Origin of the sequence: Prauserella flavalba (assembly GCF_003202235.1) — a bacterium.
GTDB lineage: Bacteria > Actinomycetota > Actinomycetes > Mycobacteriales > Pseudonocardiaceae > Prauserella_A > Prauserella_A flavalba.
Genome location: NZ_MASU01000015.1, coordinates 1 through 18,551, shown reverse-complemented (window position 1 = coordinate 18,551; position 18,551 = coordinate 1). Strand labels below are relative to the sequence as shown.

Below are 18,551 nucleotides of genomic sequence, written 5' to 3'. Positions count from 1 at the left end.
GCCCAGCTCTATCAGTGGGGACCACCGTAAGCAGGTCGATTGCGCATGTGAAGAACGTATCGGGTCTCGATTATCCTGAAATGCGTCCTAATAAGCCCGACGGCGGCGCCCATAGCCTTCCGGCGCAGTTGGCAGACTCGGGTACCTCCTTCACCAGGAAGTACGCGGACGACAGTCCGATGGCCTCGGCACCGATGACGACAACGTCCATACCGGCCACTCAGCCCAGATCGATCCGGGTCCCGGCGGCGACAACCTCGGCCCGCTCCAGTAGGAGCCAAGCGACCGCCGCGTCCTGCACCCCGACCCCCACGCTGTTGTAGAAGACGACATCAGTGTCGGCGGAGCGCGCGGATGCCTTGCCGAGCACGACGTCGCCGAGATTGATGAGCTCGTCCTCACGCAGCACACCGGTCCCCAGTGCGTGAACGATCGGCCCAGCCTGCCGCACCGCGGTCTCCGCGTGGTCGACTACGACGCTCGTCGCGCGCCGCAGCAGGTCATCGCCCACCTCGCGACGGTCGGGAGCGAACGATCCGACGCCCAGGACGGTCGCACCCGGCGCCAGCCATTCGGCGCGCAGCACGGGCTCGCGGCTCGTGGTGCAAGTGACCACGATGTCCGCACCGGAGACCGCGGCCTCCGCCGTCGCCACAGGGGTGACCGTGCTGCTCAGCTCGCCGGACAGCGCCCCCGCGGCGCACTCCCGATTCTCCTGGTTCGGGGACCACAGCAGCACGTCGGACAGACCGAGGTGGCCGGTCAGCGCGCGGATGTGCGCGCGGCCCTGGGTACCGGAACCCAGCACTGCGGCCCGGGTCGCTCCCGGGCGGGCGAGCTCCTGCGCGGCCAGTGTGGTGGCCGCCGCGGTCCGCGCCGTCGTGACGCCCTCTCCGTCAACAAGGGCTCGCGGTCGGCCGGTGACGGGGTCGAGGACCAGCACGGTTGCGGAGACACTCGGCAGCCCGCGGGCCCGGTTGCCGGGGTTGACGCTGCCGAACTTGGCCACCGCCCCGGCCTCCGGCGACAGCCGCGAGGCGTAACAGAAGGCCACCGATTTCTCCGCGCCAGGCAGCAGCAGACGTGGCGCCAGGTCGGCTGTCCCCCCGGCCAGTGCCGCGAAGGCGGTGCGCTGGCTACGCACCACGGCGTCGAGGTCGAGCAGTCTCTCGACGTCCGCACGGGTGAGGACCAGAAGTCGGTTGTCGGCCGTCATGAACTCGTAGGGTGCACCACTCCGGGCCACTCCGCACTGGGCTGGATGCCCAACGTGCTGTCGTCGATTGGTCCTCCAGCACACGTCGCGCGCGGGGGCGGGACATAGCGTCCCGGGATCCAGCGCTTCCCGTGAGGAGGATCGGATGCGGCTGCTGACTGTCGACGACATCGACGAGCTGACCCTGGGGGCCACGCTGCTGGGCACCGGCGGTGGCGGAGATCCCTACATAGCGCGGCTCATGGCCCGCCAGGCGATCGAGGACCACGGCCCGGTGACCGTGGTCGACGCGGCCGAGCTCCCACCCGACGGCCGCGTGCTGACCGTCGCGGTGATCGGCGCGCCGACCGTGATCCTGGAGAAGGTGCCGGCCGGAGCCGAGTTCGTCGGCGCCGTCACGGCGCTGTCCAGTTTCATCGGCGAGAAGCCGGTGGCGATCATGCCGATCGAGGTCGGTGGCATGAACACGCTCATCCCGCTCGCGGTTGCCGTCGAGCTGGGCCTGCCGATCGTCGACGCCGATTCGATGCGCCGCGCCTTCCCACAGCTGGAGATGACCGTCTTCACCCTGGCAGGTGTGCCCGCCGGGCCGATGAGCATGGCGGATGAGAAGGGCAACGTCGTCGTCTTCTCCACGACGACCAACCAGGTCTCGGAGAAACTTGCCCGCGGTACGGCGATCATGCTCGGGCTGGCCAACGCGATCTCCTGCTACCCGCTGACCGCGGGCCAGATCATCGAGCACGGCATTCGCGGATCGATGACCTACTGCACCGAACTGGGCAAACGCCTGGCGGCCGTGCAGCGCGGTGAGGCCGGTGCCTACGACGAGTTCCTGTCCTTCGCCCAGGCGAGAAAATACTTCTCCGGCAAGATCGTCGATCTCGACCGGCACACCACCGACGGGTTCGCCAAGGGCACCGTGATGATCGAGCATTTCGATGACCCCGGCCGGACGATGCGGGTGGAGATCCAGAACGAGTTCCTGATCGCGTTCGACGGCGACCGCCCGGTGATCACCTCACCCGACCTGGTTTGCCTGCTGGACCACGAGAACGCCCAGCCGATCACCACCGAGATGCTCGCCTACGGCCAGCGCGTCGACGTGCTCGGCCTGCCCTGCGCGCCCGAGTGGCACCGCGAAGGGTTCCTGGACATCGTGGGACCCCAGGCCTTCGGTTACGACGTCGACTACGTGCCCTTGGGAGGTGGCCGGCCGTGAGCACTCTGCGCATCGGAATCGACGTCGGCGGGACCAACACCGACGCCGTCGTGGTCGACGGGCCCGGTACGGTGGTCGCGTCGACGAAGGCCGCGACGACACCGGATCCCTTCGACGGGATCACCTCGGCCCTGGAGCAGGTGATCGCCGGCGTCGACGTCCGCAGGATCACCAGGGCCATGCTGGGCACGACCCATCCCGCCAACGCCATCATCCAGCGCCGTGAACTCGGCCGGGTCGGTGTGATCCGGCTGGCCGCGCCGTCGTCGCTGGCGGTGCGGCCGGGTGCCGCCTGGCCGAAGGAACTGCACGAGACCGTGATCGGCCCGTCCGCGATCGTCGGTGGCGGATTCGAGTACGACGGCACGGTGATCGCGCCGCTGGACGTCGAGGCCGTCGCGAAGTTCGCGGCCCAGTGTGCGGGGCAAGTTTCGGCTATCGCCGTATCCAGCCCGTTCGCCCCCGCCAGCAACGAGCACGAACTGCGGGCGGCTGAGCTTCTCGCGGCCGAGCTCGGCCCGGACTTCCCGGTCTCGCTGAGCCACCAGGTCGGCTCCCTCGGGCTGCTGGAGCGGGAGAACGCCACGATCCTCAACGCCGCCCTCCTCGGGGTTGCCCGCCGGGTCGTCAACGGGTTCCACTCCGCCCTGACCGGACACGGCATCGAGGTGGAGTCCTATCTGACCCAGAACGACGGAACGCTGATGACGGCGAACGAGGCCGTGCGCTTCCCGATTCTGACCGTGGGCTCCGGGCCGACGAACTCGATGCGCGGCGCGTGTGCGCTGGCCGGGCTGTCCGACGCACTGGTGATCGACGTGGGCGGAACGTCGGCGGACGTGGGCATCCTGGTGGACGGATTCCCTCGGGAATCCTCCGCGGCCGTCGAGGTGGGCGGCGTGCGCACGAACTTCCGGATGCCAGACCTGATTTCGATCGGTCTGGGCGGCGGAACCACGGTGCAGGGCAGCGGTCCCGACGTCCAAGTCGGCCCAGCCTCGGTCGGCTACCGCGTGGTCTCCGATGCGCTCGTCCGTGGCGGTTCCACGCTGACCCTGTCCGACATCTCGGTGCGGACGGGACGGCTGCACGGGTTCGGTGATCCCACCCTGGTATCCGGTGTGGACGAGGCCACTGTGGACGCCGCGCTGGCGTGGACCGACCAGCAGATCCAGATCATGTCGGAGCGGATGAAAGCCAGCCGTGCCGCGATGCCGCTGATCGCGGTCGGTGGAGGGTCACATCTGGTGCCGGATACCGTTCCAGGGGTGTCGGAGGTGATCCGGCCCGCCAACCATGCCGTGGCCAACGCTTTCGGGGCTGCCATCGCCGAGGCTTCGGGTGCGGTCGACCGGGTGTACCGGTACGAGCCACGCGGCCGTGAGTCCTGTGTGGAGGACGCCGTGCGGTTGGCGACCGAGGCCGCGGTCCGCGCCGGCGCCGACGCCAAGCGGGTGCGGATCACCTCGGTAGTGGAGGTCCCGCTGTCCTACCTGCCGGGCAAGGCCTGCCGCGTGCAGGTCAAGGCCGCCGGTCCGTTGGGGGCGTGAGATGACCGATCCGGAGCGGGTCTACCTCGCATACAACGACGCCGAGAACAACCACGACGCCGAGACCGCCGCGGCGCTGCTCGCCCCGCACCTCACCGTCGAGGTCAATGGCCGGCCGGCGCTGTCCTCACCCGACGACGACCGCGCGGCCAACGCCGAACTGCTGCGCCGGTACCCCGACTATCGCCGCGAGGTCGTCGACGTCATGGTCAGCGGTGACCGCGGGACGATCCGGTGGCAAATGTGCGGCACGCCGGTGGATCCGGATGTGGAGCCCCTTGACGTCCAGGGTTGTTCGGTCGTAACGGTGCGGGAAGGACGCATCGCGCAGGCGTTCCTCTACTACAACGGTGCTGCACTGAACTCGGTGCTGGGAGCGGTTTCATGATCCCGATGGCGGATTGCCACGACGATCTGCTCATGGCGGTGCGGCACCTGCGGGAACGTGGGCACAGGGACCCGTTCGGTGACTTCTGGTTGCCGCAGTTGCGCGAGGGTGGCGTCGTCCTGCAGGTCCTGCCGGTGTACACCGAGGAGCAGTTCGTGGGCGAGGGCGCGCTGCGCCGCGCGCTGCTGCTGCTCGAGGAAGCCCGGCAGCTGGCCGAGGTGCACAGCGCGGAAGTGTCCATTGTGGAGACGTCCGAAGAGTTGTCCCGCACGCTCGAACAAGGGCGTATCGCGCTGCTGCTGGCGATCGAAGGTGCCGAGCCGGTCGGCAACGACCTGGCGATGCTCGATGTCTTCTGGCGGGCCGGGGTGCGGATGGCGTCGCTGACGTGGAACCGCCGGACCATGCTGGCCGACGGGGTCGGCGAACAGGACACGGGAGGCAGGCTGACCGCACTCGGGGTGGATGCGGTGGCCGAGATGGAGCGGCTCGGTGTGGTGCTGGACGTGAGCCACCTGTCGATGGCGGGATTCTGGCACGTCGCCGAGGTCGCGCGGCGACCCTTCGTCGCGTCGCACTCCTCGTGCCGCGCGCTGCAGGCCCACCCGCGCAACCTTACCGATGACCAGATTCGCGCGATCGCCGCGTCGGGCGGGTTCGTCGGGATCAACGCGTTCGGGCCGTTCCTGTACGACCAGCCGGAGCTCCGGCACTACGTCGACCATGCCGCACACGCTGTCGAGCTCGTCGGAGCCGGACACGTCGCGCTGGGCCCGGATTTCATGGACGACGTCGCCAGGACCGTCGACCCGATCCTGCAAGGCGCGCTGGTGGATCTCGCCGCGCTGCCGGTGGTCAAGGACCTGCGGCGGCCGGCGGATCTCGCTAAGCTCGGGCCGTTGCTGATGGACCGGTTGGGGAAGCGCGACGCCCTTGCGGTGGCCGCCGGCACGCTGATCGACTTTCTCGGCCGGGCGCTGCCCCGGTAGGTGGACGCGGAGGGCGCCATCGGCCGATGACTCCGCCGTCCTGGCTGTGCGGAGGCATCAGCCGTCAGCCTGGCCTTTCTCCGGGATCAGCCTCAGCAGGGGCCATACCCGCCATCAGCAACATCAGCGCGGCGCGCACCATCCAGCCCGCGCTGCCACCGCTCGAGGCCAGCGTCCCGGCCGAGCTCGTGCGGCCGCCGCTGTGGCTCCTTTTCCATACATGATCTTTACCTGCCGTCGTCGATCGGGCGATTGACGTGATGTCATTGGGCGTCGCGGCGGAACAACTCTCCCGCCAGTCCGGCGAGATAGACGCCGAGACGGGAGAAGTCGTAGAAGTCTCGGGTAGGAACAGCAACGTGAGCAGGATTCCCCCCACCCGGCAGGGCGGACCGTCACGATCCTGTCGATGTCACACAGGATTGTTCCCACGCCGATCCAGAACCGGGCGGAACTCCAGCTGTCGTCCCACACCAGCAGTGACAGGACCAGCAGGAGGGAATACCCCACCTCGATCAGGAAACCGAAGACCGCCCACAGCTGCTGCAACAGGTACGGAACGGTGATCCTGCTCAGTCCGTAGGACCCCAGGTGGTCCAGCCCCCGTTGCCGGCGCACGCGTTGCCGCCACAGGTCACGCCACGTCGGCATCAGTTCGGTGGTGCTCGCGCACGCCGACGGTGAGACACATCGGTATCCCAGCGTCAGTCAGCGAGCGTGCCCTCCATGTCCTCGGTCAACGCGCTGCGGTGCTAGATGTCGCCACCTCGGCCCGGGAGCACACCGCCTCGCGTCCCGGGAACCTCGCGCAGCACGGAACCCGGAACATCGTCGAGGCCGGTCAGCACCCACACGCCACTTTTGCGACGACCGATTTCCCGCGCGTGGCGGACGTACTCGGTGCGCTGGAGCTGATAGATCGGCCCTGGGCCCCTTCGCCGTGGAAGCTGCCGCCCACCGCGCCGACCTTGGCGTTCTCCCCCCATGTGGTCGAGCGAGCGTCTCCGTATCCGGTGGCTCGGCGGTGCGCGGAGCACATGCCGCTCCGCATCTGGTGTTCGCGCTGCACATCGATGCGGCACACCGGGGTCCTACCGTGCCGCCCACGTTCTTTTGCTGAGAGGAGCTCGCTGATGGGCCCGTACCGCGTCTCCATGGACATCGGAGGGACGTTCACCGATGTCGTCGCCTACGACGAGAATGGCGGCGTCTTCCAAGCCGGCAAGTCCTCCACCACGCCGGAAGACCTGACCGAAGGCGTGCTGAATGCGCTCGGATCGATCGTGCGGTCGCCAAGTGACATCTCGTTCATGGTGCACGGCACCACCCAGGGACTGAACGCCCTGCTGGAACGTCGCGGGGTCAAGGTCCTGCTGCTGGCCACGGCCGGTGCCAGCGACACCTACCACATCGCACGCGGCCCCCGGACCCGGCTCTACGACCTGCACTTCCGCAAGCCCGAACCGCTGCTCCCGCTGCGGGACATCGTGCCGGTGGGCGGCCGCTTCAGCGCGGAGGGGGTCGAGCTGGAACCGCTGGAGGAGGCCGCTGTCCGGGCGGCAGCCAAGCGCTTCGCGAACGAGGGATTCGGCGCGATCGCGGTCGGGTACCTGTTCAGCTACAAGAATCCGGCACACGAGCTGCGCACCAGGGAGATCCTCGTCGAGGAACTCGGTGCGGACATCACCATCTCGCTGTCGCACGAGGCCGCCAAGGAATGGCGGGAGTACGAACGCACCTCCTCGGCCGTGATCGAGGCCTACACCGGCCCCGTGGTGCGTCGCTATCTCAGTCGGCTCGAGCAGAGCCTGGACGAACAGGGACTCACCGTCCCGCTGCACGTCATGCAGTCCTCCGGCGGAATCCTGACGGCCGAGTCGGCGCAGAAACGCCCACTTCAGACACTGCTGTCCGGGCCGGTGGGCGGGACGATGGGAGGTGCGGCACTGGCCAAGGCGCTCGGCACGCCCAACCTGATCTGTGTCGACATGGGCGGCACCTCGTTCGATGTGTCCCTTGTGGTGGACGGTGAGCCGGTGGTCTCGCCCGAGGCCTCTTTGGAAGGCCTGCCGATGCTGATGAGCGTCGTCGACATCCACACGATCGGCGCGGGTGGCGGGTCGATCGCCTGGATCGAGGCGGGAGGCCTGCGGGTCGGGCCGCAGTCAGCGGGTGCCGATCCCGGCCCCGCCTGCTACGGCAGGGGTGGTGAGCAACCCACCGTGACTGATGCCAACCTCGTGCTCGGCCGGGTCGACGCGGACTGGTTCGCGGGTGGGCACCTGAGCCTGGATCTCGAACGTGCCAAGACCGCGCTCGCCGCCCTCGGCGACAAGCTGGGCCTGGACGTCATCCAGACCGCGGAGGGCATCTGCGACGTCGCCAACGCCAAGATGGCGCAGGCGATCCGCACCATCACCGTGTCGCGGGGCATCGAGCCGCGCGAGTTCACCCTGGTCGCCTTCGGTGGCGCGGGGCCGATGCACGCGGTGTTCCTCGCCGAGGAGCTGGGGATCTCCGAGGTCGTGGTGCCGCGCTTCCCCGGTGCCTTCTCCGCGTGGGGCATGCTGCAGACCGAGATCCGCAAGGACTTCTCCGAACCGTACTTCTTCGTCGACGAGGACCTCGACCGTGCCGACATGGCCGCCCAGTTCACGGCCATGGACCGGACCGCGATGGAGTCGCTGGCCGGGGAGGGCGTGTCCGAGCACAGCCGGCGCACCGCCCACGCTGTCGACATCCGCTACGTCGAACAGGAGTACACGCTGACGGTGCCGGTGCTGGAGGTGGACGAACCGCTGCGCGAGGGCTTCCTCGAGGTGATCTCCAAGCGTTTCGCCGAGCAGCACGAGTCCCGTTACGGGCACGCGAACCTCGGCGCTCCCATCGAGTTCGTCACGCTGCGCACCACGGCCCTCGGCGATCTGGGTCAGGCGGAGACCGAGCGCATCGCGGCGACGGCAGGCGAGGACTTCCCGCGCGAGATCAGGACGGTGGTCTTCGACCGCACCGAGCGGGACACCCTGCTCGCGCGGCGGGACGACCTCCTGCCCGGCCACACCTTCGACGGCCCGGCGATCGTGCTCGAAGGCACCGCCACCACCGTCGTGCCACCCGGCCACCAGGTCACCGCTGACGAGATCGGTTCCCTCGTCATCCGGAGCAAGGAGCAGTGATGAGCAACCAGAAACCCATCGACCCGGTTGTCGTCGAGATCATCCGCAACGCCCTGAAGTCCTCCGCCGACGACATGAACGCGATCCTCATCAGGTCCGCGTACACGCCGCTCATCTACGAATGCGGTGACTGCGTCGTCGCGCTGCTGGACGACCAGCACCAGGTGCTCGGTCAGTCCGCGGGTTTGCCGATCTTCCTGGGCAATCTGGAGACCTGCACCAAGGCGACCGAGGAGCGGTTCGGGCGTGAGGTGTGGCAGCCCGGCGACGTGTGGATCCTCAATGACAGCTACCTCGGCGGCACCCACCTCAACGACGTCACGATCTTCGGGCCGGTGTTCGTCGACGGCGAGCTGGTCGGGTTCACCGCCTCGCGCGCGCACTGGATCGACGTCGGTTCCAAGGACCCCGGTGGTTCGATGGACTCGACCTCGATCTTCCAGGAGGGGCTGCGCCTCGGCCCGCAGAAGCTCGTCGAGGGCGGCCGCGAGGTGCATCAGGTGATCGACACGATCTCCACCAACGTGCGCTTCCCGTACCCGACGATGGGCGACATGCGTGGCATGATCGCGTGCATCACGATGGGGCAGCAGCGGCTGGAGGAGATCGTCCGCCGGTGGGGCCTGGAGACGCTGCGTGCGGCCCGGGACGAGATCTTCGCTCAGACCGAGCGGCTGGAGCGTGAGGTCATCCGTGGCATCCCGGACGGCGTCTACACTGCGGAGGGCTTCCTGGACAACGACGGCGTCGACCTGGACACCCCGATCCCGGTCAAGCTGAAGATCACGGTGTCCGGTGAGGACATCGAGTTCGATGTCACCGAGTCCGCGGACCAGACGGTCGGCCCAGTCAACTGCGGCACCTCGCAGACGGTGTCCGCATGCCGGGTCGGTTACAAGCTCCTGGTCAGCCCGGACGTGCCCGGCAACGGTGGCTCGTTCCGTCCGATGACGGTGCAGGTCCGCGAGGGTTCGGTGTTCGGCGCGCAGGCACCCGCCGCCTGCCAGTGGTACTTCTCCCACCTCGGCCTGCTCATCGACCTGGTGGCCAAGGCTCTCGCGCCTGCGCTGCCGGACAAGGTCGCGGGCGCGAGCCACGGCGACTCGATGATCGTGCTGGTCGCCGGGCGGGACCCGCGGACCGAACGCGACTACGTCAGTCTCGAGGCCACCCTGGGTGGCTGGGGCGCGTGGGATGGCTCCGACGGCGAGAGCGCGCTCATCAACAACGTGAACGGGTCACTGAAGGACATCCCGACCGAGGTGTTCGAGACCCGGTTCCCGTTTCGGATCACCGAGTACGGGTTCCGGCCCGACTCCGGTGGGGCGGGGAAGTGGCGCGGCGGCAACGGTGTGATCCGCGAATACGAAGCGCTGGAGGACTGCACGGTCTCGCTCTGGTTCGAGCGCTCGATCACGCCGGCATGGGGGCTGTTCGGCGGGGCGGACGCCACTCCGCCCGAGGTGATCGTCAACCCCGCGCGGCCGGACGAGCGCCGGCTGCTCAAGTGCAACGGCCTTCGGCTGCGCAAGGGTGATGTGTTCCGCTGCCACACCGGTGGTGGCGGGGGATTCGGCGACCCGGGCGAGCGCGACCGCGAGGCGGTGCGCATCGATGTGCTCGACGGGCACGTCTCCGCCGCGGCGGCGCGGGAGGTCTATTCCGTCGGCTGACGGCCGTGCGCGTCACGCAGTGCCGTCCGGCGATCCGCCGGGCGGCACCGTGGCGCGGTCGCCCAGCAACGCGAAACACGCCACGTGGATGGCGAGCCGGCGATCCGGATCGTCGAACGCGATGCCTCTGGCCCGGATGCGGTCGAGGCGGCCGGAGACAGTGTTGCGGTGCACCCCGAGGCGGGCCGCCGCCTGGGTGGTCGAACCACCACAGTCCAGTACCGCGCACAGCGTGCGGACCAGCACATCGCCGTCGGCGGAGGTCAGCAGGGCTGCCAGTGCGGTTTCCGCGGCAGTAGTTAGCTCCTCGTGGTGGAGACTGGCCAGCACCACGCGCGGCCCCAGCGCGCCGAAGGATTCGACGGCACCGGCACCCGACCGGATCGCCACCGAGGACGCGAGCGCGGCCTCGTGCAGGGAACGTCGCAGCCCGTCTATCCCGCGTCCGGGTTCGCCGAGGCCCGCGCTCAACGGCAGCGCGCATCGGATCCTGGGCAGCCGCCTGCGCAACCGGCTCAGTACCCGGTCGGTGGGCTGGTCGGGGCCGCTCCACCAGCTCACCCATCCCTCGCCGTGGGGGACCAGTGGATGGTCCGCGAACGCCTCGTGCCACCCGGCCAGTACCCCGGCCGCCGCGATATCCGGGTCGACCGAGGGCGCGCCCGCCGCGGGGCGCAGGAGGACGGCGACGTTCATCTCGTCGAACCGCCAGCCGAGTTCCCGGGCCGCCTGTTCGGTGTCGGCGTCCGGCCGGTCGCTCAGCAGCGCTTCCAGCAGCAGCCGTTCCTGTGCCCCGCGGCGCGCCAGCGCGAGCTTCGGCTTCGCCGCGCTCGCCGCCAGGGGAGCACGGGCGAGCCGCAGGATCGTCGTGACCGTCTCCGCCCCGGACGGAGAGGGCGCCGACAATCGTGCGACGAGATGCGCCCACGGCTTGCCGTCGACGGCAGGCACCGGGATACGCACCTGGCCGCCGACGGCGGCGGCCTTGCCCGCCAGCACCTGCCCGTCCTCGGCGACGAGCGCCACCGACGTGCCCGGAAGCTCGGTGTTGATCACGCCGACGATGCCACGCAGGCTCGACTGCTCGCTGATGGACGAGGCACACCGCGCGGCTAGCTGTGCGCGGGCGGCGCCGGGGCTGGCCACCGCGGCGGCCAGCTCGAGGGCATGCTGCGCGGGATCCCCTTCGACGACGAACAGGGGCACGTGCAGCCGTTCGGCGAGGGCGATCGTGGACCGGTTGACGGTGCTGTCGGCCGGCGCGATCACGCAGGCCGCGCCGCGCTCCCACGCCGCGCGCAGCGCGGATTCCAGGGCCCAGCCACCTTGCGCCGCGGGACTGTGCAGGACGAGCGCTGTGTTCGGCCGGCAGCTACGGGTCTGGTCCAGATCGGACACCAGGACCACGTACCGCACCTGGGCGTCCAGGTTGGCGTCGGCGAGCATTCTGGCCTTCGCCAGCGGGCCATGGTGCACGAGCTCGGCGACCGTAAGGACCTCCGGCAGTCGGGAGCCGCTCATCGGCGCGGTTCCTCGGAAGGGAGCCAGACCGGGAAACCCCGGGATGAGTCAGGACGTATTCTCCCCGTCAGTATTGAGACCCGGACAAATACCATCAAATGCGTCATTCGCCTACGCCTTTCCCGCCTGGCGAAGACAGTAACGAGCCATCAGACGGGTCCTGCCGACCGGGACCCACACCGATCCGGTCACCAGGGATAGTCACCGCGGGCAGGAACCGCGAAACGGAACCCTGACCGTCGGTATGTCGACGACTCGCACGGTTCCGGTCGCTAAGAACTCGCAGCCGCGAGGGGCGATCTCCGGGAATGATCCCCACCGGGGTCACTGCCGGGCGGGGCGGAATACACGCTGACTCTGTGCCTGGCGGAGAGCCTGGTCGTGTGCGGTGAGCTGGCAATGGTGTCTTTGTAAGGCGCGAGAATTTGCTGAGGTGACTACTGACGGCGACCGGTAGCCGTGCGGACTCGCGAGCGCCGCGTGACGCCGTCCTGGCGTCCCCCGGGTTCAAGGGTTCTCCTGGATGTTCGGTGTGAGTTTCGCGGTCGCGACGGAGCTCGTCGGCCCTCGCGGTGCGCCGGCACGACGAACGCGATCGCCGTTCAGCACGGGACTTCCATGCCCGCAAGTGGCTGACGCCGTGGCTGGGCCCAAGGAGATCCAGCACGCGTTTCAGGACGCACCGCGTCACGGCACTCGTGTCGACGGCACGCAGGTTCATGACGAGCCTGATGTCCGGGCTTCCGTCCATCGTCATCGCGACCCGGAAACGGGTGGTCGCCTCCGCCGGGACGTCGTGTCCAGGAGTTATCGTCCCGGCGCGCGTGGTCGTGCCGTCCTTCGCGGCCAGGCAAGCCTTGCGGAGGCGAGTGACCTGCCGGGCCCGCGCATGCGGGTCGGTGGTGGGTTCCAGTTCGGTCGCCAGGTTCTCGATCAGTCGCTGCGCCAGTGGGAGTCTGTTCGCGTTGTCGCTCACGTGGCGGGGTCTCTCCTGTCTTCGTCCGTGCGTCCTCTCCGGGACAGCCCGGGAGGGGTGCAGCTCCCTACTGTCGACGACGAAGGTCCCGTCAGTTCGGACACACGCGGGCGCTTTTCTTGGAAGCACATGGGTTCTACATACCCTGATGCCCCATTCCGGAGAGGGGGAAACCGAAGGAGCGCGGGCCGACCAGGGCAAGACCCTGCGGGGTGTGCCACACGTCGGCCGCGGGCACGACAACGACCTGCACTTCGCTGCCCACCGTCACCGACTCCACGTCGATGACATGACCGTCGTGCGGGTCCAGCAGGCAGATGATGTCCGGAACGGCCGCCGCCACCGCACCGTCGACCAGGGCGAGCAGCAGCTCGTTCTGCGCCTCCAACCTGATCAACCGCACCGGTTCCGCGTGTGAGCGCACGACGATGCTCGACGGGTACGCCGGATGACCGGTGTCCGCTGGCCGGGTGCGGTGTTCGAGCTCGACGACTCGACCTGTGCCGAGTACGCGGCTGCCGGCCTGGGCCTTGAGCCGTATGGCCAAATCGTCGGTGTCCGTAGCATCGAGCAGAGCCCGGCCGACCGCGATCGCCCGGCTGATCGAACCGACGATCCCGGCCGAGGGCAGCCGTGCCGTGGTGGTCGGGTACATCGCGGTCAGCATCCATCCGCCGGAGACGTTGACCGCCGCCCGCAGCAACCTCTCCGCACGCTCCGGTGTGGCGTCGAGGACCAGGGTGTCGCCGGTCGCGCCGACCGCGGCGAGTGGGGTGAGCGACACCCCGGCGAGCGCGAAGGAGGTCTGGTGGATCAGCGGGAACACGCGGCCCATCCCGTCACAGTTCACCAGAGGCAGGCCGAGCGACGCGGCCGCGGCGACGGGGGTGAGCGCGTTGGCGGTGGCCGCGTCGAGGGCGGCGACGGCGCCGAGTGTCGTGCCCAGCCTGGCCTCCAGCGCCCGGACCACCTGTAGCGGCTCGTCGCCCACCATGGGCAGCTCGGCCAGCGCGGTGACGGATCCGACCAGACCGATGGCGGCGCAGGCGGTATCCGGGGCGAGCTCGTCCGGCTGTACGAGCGGGACCGGGCCGTGCTCGGTGAGCAGCGCGGAAAGCCAGTGCAGCACTCCGTCGACATCCGTCCGCCCGGCGCCGGACGCGAGCAGGTGCGCACCCGCGGCCAGTGCGGGCAGGTCCTCGGCTGTCACCGCGTTCACGGACGTGCTCCCGCCGCAGCACGAACGCGGAGACGGTAGGTCCCCGCGCGCACGTACGCAAGGGCGGTCGCGCTGGACTCGACGATCCGCTCGGAGCCCGGCGGGGCGTCGCTCGTCGCGACCATCCCGCAGGCGCGATCCTCGGTGGCACGTTGCTGCTGGCGCAGCTCGTCGGTCGAGCCGGCGTGCACGACGAGGTCGACCCACGACGTCGGTTCGCAGGAGGCCGCACCGACGGTGGCCAGGTCGAGGTCGCCGTTGCCGATGACCACCGGGGAGACGTCGGGTGAGCCGCGCAGCGACCGCTCGGGGCCGGCCCGGAACGACTCGGTGCCGGTGGTGGTGAGAACCGGTTGCGGTGCGGCCAGCCGCACACCGAGTGCGCCCTGGAGATCGGCCGCGACGTGCGGGAGCCCGTCGCGGACCTCGCCGATCGTGCAAGTCGTCCCGTCCTCGACGACGATCGTCGCGTTGTCGCGACCGTTCAGCACGGCGGCGCCGAGCAGGGTCATCGCCCACTTCGCTTGGAGCCCGAGCACGGGCAGTGCCCGCAGGCGTTCCGCCGAGACGCGTCCGCCGTCGCCGGTGGCGAACCAGCACGGCACGTCGCCGAGCGGCCGCGTGGCGCGCTGACAACGATCGACCAGCCGTCCGGCGGCCGAGAGCAGTGCCGCGTTCAGCACCGCTGCCGTCTCCCGCACCAGCAGGCCCATGCCACCGACCTCATGCGAGAGGCTCACCCGCAGGTCCGGGACGGCGTCGAGGACGGCTTTCGCCACCGCGCTCTCGTGACCGGGCGCTCCCACGGCGCCGGTCGCGACCACCGCGATCGCTTCCAGGCCGAGCCGGCGTGCCTCGCGCGCGGCCTCGACCGCACTCGGCACATCCAGCGGTGCTAGCGGGGTGCCGAATAGGTCGTGCCCCCCAGACACGGTCGTCCTGTGGGGTACGAACGAGCGCAGCGTGGACGACGGGTGGTCGGCCAGCGCGGCGTGCCGGGGGACCCGCGGCAGCACGCGCAGAACGGACACCGGGGTAACGCCCAGGTCGGTGCGTGGCCGGCGTACCGCCTCGACGAGCAGATCGCTGATTTCCAGAGTCACCGAGCGCACCCCGTGTGGCGCCAGGTTGCCGAGTTCGTGCAGAACCGTGCCCAGCGCGCGGGCACCCACGGCCGTCGACTGCCCAAGGACATGTCCGGCGTCGGCGAGGACTCCCCGGACCGCGCGGCCGCTCAGGCGTGCACCTATACGCATGCCACCTCCTGTCCAAGCATGCCACGTGGTCCGGCCCGTGCCGGTCAGCGCGGCATGGCGACCACCCGGGAGGGCGCCACGACCCGGAGGAGCCGCTGGAGTTCCACGGCCGTGGGACCTTCGTAACCGATCAGTTTGCTGTGGCTCCAGCCGAAGCGCGCGCTCAGGTCGGCGAGGAACTCCGCGTACTTCAGCGGCGCGACCGTCGCGTCGATCACCGGGACGCCCACTTTCTCTTGGACCTGACGGTAGAAACCGAACTCGATGGTGCACCCCAGCACCACGATGTCCGCGCCGTCCTCGGCGACCGCCGCGGTCGCCTCCTCGAGGATGCGCCGCTCGGTGAGCTCGTGGTCGACCTGGAAATCGTTGACCCCCATGCCGAGCACCCGGAAGGAGGCGAGCCGGTCGGCCATGCCGTACTTGTGCACGTTCTCCGTCATCTCCGGGACCCACTTGCGCCGGCCGACGAGCACGGAGAACTTCTCCCCAAGGGTCGAGGCGATCGCCAGGCACGCCTCGGCCGGAGCGGTGACGACCATGCGGGTGGCGACCTCTCGGGCGGCCCGCAGGAACGGATCGTAGAAGCAGCCGATGACCAGGGCGTCGTAGCCGGACTCCTCGGCCCAGCGCACGGTGCCCAGCAGGTCGGGCGCGACCAGCGCCTCGTAGCAGCTGTACTCCAGGTGGCTCGGCCCCTCGCCGCCGAACGACACCACGTCCACCGACGTGCCCGGCTGGACGGCATCCCGAAACGACTGGGCGAGTGCCTCGTCGTGCGCGTCGGTGCACAGCGGGTTCACCCACAGAATCCTGGTCATTGCAATTCCTTTCCTTCGGTTTCCGGCAGGACCAGTCCAAGCACGGCCGTGGCGACGAGGAACAGGTCTATGAAGATCACCGTGGTGTAGAAGCCACTGGCGTGGGCGAGCAGGAGGCCGACCAGGCTCGGAGCGACCGTGTTCGCAACGCGCTGGCCGAAGATGCCGAGGCTGTAGCCCACACCGCGCACCGGGGACGGATACAGCTCGCCGATCCAGGTGTCCCAGACGCCCCAGGCGCCGAGGCTGAAGAAGGACAGCCCGAAAATTCCGGCGTAGAGCTCGGTCAGCGTGCTCGCGTTCGCGAAGTAGACCCCGCCCGCCGCCGCGGCCAGGACGTAACCGATGAACACCTTCTTGCGCCCGAACCGGCCGGTGAGCCACGAGGCGCTGAGGTAGCCGGGGATCATGAATACCGCGCTGATCGCCACGAAGCCCAGGCTCGACGACGCGGACAGCCCGCGTTCCTGCAGCAGTGTGGGCAGCCATGTCTGCAGGCCCCAGTACCCCCACGAGAACAGGAAGTTCACTGCGATCTGGATGATCGTGATGCGGCCGAGCGACCCCTTGAGCAACCCGAGGATGGAGCCCGCTTTCAGCCCGGGCACGGTGAGTGGCCGGTCGCGGTCCAGGTCCGTGGCACCGAGGCGGGCCAGCACGTCGTATGCCTCGTCCGAGCGGCCTTGCTGGGCGAGCCAGTACGGAGATTCCGGAACCCAGCGGCGGATCACCAGCGCCCACAGGCTCGCCGCAGCGCTTACGGCGACCACGGCGCGCCAGCCGTGATCACCGAACAGCGCGGCGACCGCGACGGCCGCCAGCACGCCGATCGGCCAGCCCGCCGCGAGGAAGACCGCCGCACGGCCGCGGTTACGAACCGGAAGGAGCTCTTCGAAGTAGGGGAAGGTGATCGCGAAGACGCCCGCGAAGGCGAAGCCGGACAGCAACCGCGTGGCCATCAGGGCCTGGTAGTTGGGTGCGACGGTGCTGAGCAGGGTGAGCACGCCGTAGCCGGCAAAGCTCCACATGCACGTTCGCTGCCGCCCGATCCGATCGGCGACGGGACCCCACACGAGCGCGCCGGGGATCATGCCGAGGAACAGGGCCGAGATCACCAGACCCAGCTGGGCGGTGGTGATGCCCAGACTGTGCTGCAGGTCCGCGGCGATGTAGGTGAGACTGAGCATCTCCCAGGACTCGATGGCGAACGCCACGAAGAGCGCGGCGCCTGCTTTGACGTGCGCCGCGGTGAGCGGCATCCGGGCGAAAACCGTGCCCACCGGTATCGTAGCGGCGGCGGGGCCGGAATGGACCTGATCATCGGTGCTCATCGAACACCTCCGGTGAGGGCGACTGGGGCGGATGAGTGCGGGACTGTAGGTGCCGCGCGAGTGGCCTCGATGTGCTCGGTGAACACCTCGGACCTTCGCGAGTGTGCTGTGCGCCACCTCGCACCGTCCGCCGGTGAACCGCGGTCCGCGGATCGCCGAACCGATTGCGCGTGCCGCTCCGCGTTACCTATCGGGTAGGGGCTGTCCGAGGGCAACGGCCTCGAGGGCGATCCACTGTGCCTCGGTAATGGCCGTATAGCCAGTGATCGGGCCACCCGTGCGGTGGAAACCCACGGCCGTGCGGATTGTTCCGGTCGCACGGACTGCCGCGCCCCCGGCTCTCCGGACGGTGTGCGTGGCCAGGTCGCGCGCGACGTCGAGGGCAACCCTGTCGTGACGGTGAACCTGGCCAGGCAGGTCGCGCAGGCACTGCGCAACACGGCGCGGGGGTCTCTGGCGGCGCCCGGCGAGCTCCGCCGACGTCGTCCGGCTCCGAGTCGTTGCCGGACGGGCGGCCTCACCCGGTCTCGCCGAAGCCAGCGGAGACGCCGGTCGGCGTCTCGGAGATCCCCTCCGCCGCGGACCAGAGCACCACGCACAGGAATGCGACCGCGGCGAACACAGTGATTGTGTGACAAGCTCTCGCGCTCCGGCGGCGAGCCCACCGACCACCGACAGTTCGAAGGCGACAGCCGACAGCGCACGAGTGCACCACGGGATGCCCCGGCCGCGGTTGGCAGCAACCGGACCGCGAAGCTGTAGAGGGCGCAAGCCAGCAACGTGGCTGCCAAGACGTCACTGGGTCGGTGGTGGTAAGGGGCATGGACCGCGGCGGCCAAGACAGCGAGCCACAGCATGCCCGCGGCGGCGACGTACGGGCGGATGCGTGGAGAGGCGACGAGGATGGCGCCGAGGGCGAGTCCGGCACGGGCGGACATACCCGCTCGGAAAGCTCGCCTCCGTGAGCGCGACCGGCGCGTTCCCCAGGCCAAGGCGAGGGAGGATCTTGCGGAGTAGCTCGGTGCCAACCAACGCCCATGACGACACCGACAGCCGCGCAGCCTCGCCACCAGCACCTGCGCGCCAGGACGCATCCACGATCGCGACCACACCCACGATCAGGATCGGCTCAGCCGCATCCCCCAGTGGGGGCAGGGTAGGACCGTGCGCACCGCAGTTCCCGACCAGTCGTAGATCCACTCGTCTTCAGCAC

The 18,551-nt window shown here is 69.4% G+C and carries 12 protein-coding genes; 6 read left to right on the top strand and 6 right to left on the bottom strand.

Features of this window, described 5'->3' with window-relative positions:
* Nucleotides 1-220: 220 nt before the first annotated feature.
* Entirely contained in the window at nt 221-1,216 is a 996-nt protein-coding gene (locus tag BA062_RS32260; RefSeq protein WP_110342922.1) for an ornithine cyclodeaminase family protein, read from the bottom strand.
* 145 nt (nt 1,217-1,361) lie between these two features.
* On the opposite strand from BA062_RS32260, the gene BA062_RS32255 reads away from it, so the two are divergent.
* The 6 genes from BA062_RS32255 (at nt 1,362) to BA062_RS32230 (ending at nt 10,214) form a co-directional block, all read left to right on the top strand.
* Complete coding sequence (locus BA062_RS32255) at nt 1,362-2,438, top strand: S-methyl thiohydantoin desulfurase family protein (protein ID WP_110342921.1); 1,077 nt, start codon at nt 1,362-1,364, stop codon at nt 2,436-2,438.
* Entirely contained in the window at nt 2,435-3,988 is a 1,554-nt protein-coding gene (locus BA062_RS32250) for a hydantoinase/oxoprolinase N-terminal domain-containing protein (RefSeq protein ID WP_110342920.1), read from the top strand. The genes BA062_RS32255 and BA062_RS32250 overlap by 4 nt, the downstream gene beginning before the upstream one ends.
* A 1-nt stretch (nt 3,989) precedes the next feature.
* Nucleotides 3,990-4,376, top strand: coding sequence for a nuclear transport factor 2 family protein (locus BA062_RS32245; protein WP_110342919.1), 387 nt, complete (start codon nt 3,990-3,992; stop codon nt 4,374-4,376).
* 5 nt (nt 4,377-4,381) lie between these two features.
* The gene (locus tag BA062_RS32240; RefSeq protein WP_245960113.1) at nt 4,382-5,365 is read left to right on the top strand and encodes a dipeptidase; all 984 of its coding nucleotides are present in this window, start codon (nt 4,382-4,384) and stop codon (nt 5,363-5,365) included.
* Between the two features lie 1,133 nt (nt 5,366-6,498).
* A complete protein-coding gene (locus BA062_RS32235; RefSeq protein ID WP_110342917.1) occupies nt 6,499-8,541 on the top strand; it encodes a hydantoinase/oxoprolinase family protein in 2,043 nt (680 codons plus the stop codon).
* Nucleotides 8,541-10,214 (top strand): hydantoinase B/oxoprolinase family protein, encoded by a 1,674-nt coding sequence (locus tag BA062_RS32230; RefSeq protein WP_110342916.1) that lies wholly within the window; start codon nt 8,541-8,543, stop codon nt 10,212-10,214. Before BA062_RS32235 ends, BA062_RS32230 begins: the two co-directional genes overlap by 1 nt.
* A 12-nt stretch (nt 10,215-10,226) precedes the next feature.
* Here the strand turns inward: BA062_RS32230 and BA062_RS32225 are convergent, their stop codons facing one another.
* The 5 genes from BA062_RS32225 to BA062_RS32205 form a co-directional block, all read right to left on the bottom strand.
* On the bottom strand, nt 10,227-11,735 hold the full coding sequence (locus tag BA062_RS32225; protein ID WP_110342915.1) for a PucR family transcriptional regulator: 1,509 nt from the start codon (nt 11,733-11,735) through the stop codon (nt 10,227-10,229).
* 1,112 nt (nt 11,736-12,847) lie between these two features.
* A complete protein-coding gene (locus BA062_RS32220; RefSeq protein ID WP_110342914.1) occupies nt 12,848-13,930 on the bottom strand; it encodes a DUF917 domain-containing protein in 1,083 nt (360 codons plus the stop codon).
* Nucleotides 13,927-15,186 carry a hydantoinase/oxoprolinase family protein gene (locus BA062_RS32215; RefSeq protein ID WP_110342913.1) on the bottom strand — a complete coding sequence of 420 codons (1,260 nt, stop codon included), beginning with the start codon at nt 15,184-15,186 and terminating at the stop codon, nt 13,927-13,929. Before BA062_RS32215 ends, BA062_RS32220 begins: the two co-directional genes overlap by 4 nt.
* 44 nt (nt 15,187-15,230) lie before the next feature.
* Nucleotides 15,231-16,007 (bottom strand): aspartate/glutamate racemase family protein, encoded by a 777-nt coding sequence (locus tag BA062_RS32210; protein ID WP_110342912.1) that lies wholly within the window; start codon nt 16,005-16,007, stop codon nt 15,231-15,233.
* Nucleotides 16,004-17,287, bottom strand: coding sequence for an MFS transporter (locus tag BA062_RS32205; protein ID WP_245960112.1), 1,284 nt, complete (start codon nt 17,285-17,287; stop codon nt 16,004-16,006). The genes BA062_RS32210 and BA062_RS32205 overlap by 4 nt, the downstream gene beginning before the upstream one ends.
* Between the last annotated feature and the right edge of the window lie 1,264 nt (nt 17,288-18,551).

Bases quoted from the DNA above. Each gene is read 5' to 3' on its own strand.
- BA062_RS32240 (WP_245960113.1), top strand. From the start codon at position 4,382: ATGGCGGATTGCCACGACGATCTGCTCATGGCGGTGCGGCACCTGCGG.
- BA062_RS32235 (WP_110342917.1), top strand. From the start codon at position 6,499: ATGGGCCCGTACCGCGTCTCCATGGACATCGGAGGGACGTTCACCGAT.
- BA062_RS32260 (WP_110342922.1), bottom strand. From the start codon at position 1,216: ATGACGGCCGACAACCGACTTCTGGTCCTCACCCGTGCGGACGTCGAG.
- BA062_RS32255 (WP_110342921.1), top strand. From the start codon at position 1,362: ATGCGGCTGCTGACTGTCGACGACATCGACGAGCTGACCCTGGGGGCC.
- BA062_RS32225 (WP_110342915.1), bottom strand. From the start codon at position 11,735: ATGAGCGGCTCCCGACTGCCGGAGGTCCTTACGGTCGCCGAGCTCGTG.
- BA062_RS32245 (WP_110342919.1), top strand. From the start codon at position 3,990: ATGACCGATCCGGAGCGGGTCTACCTCGCATACAACGACGCCGAGAAC.
- BA062_RS32215 (WP_110342913.1), bottom strand. From the start codon at position 15,186: ATGCGTATAGGTGCACGCCTGAGCGGCCGCGCGGTCCGGGGAGTCCTC.
- BA062_RS32210 (WP_110342912.1), bottom strand. From the start codon at position 16,007: ATGACCAGGATTCTGTGGGTGAACCCGCTGTGCACCGACGCGCACGAC.
- BA062_RS32230 (WP_110342916.1), top strand. From the start codon at position 8,541: ATGAGCAACCAGAAACCCATCGACCCGGTTGTCGTCGAGATCATCCGC.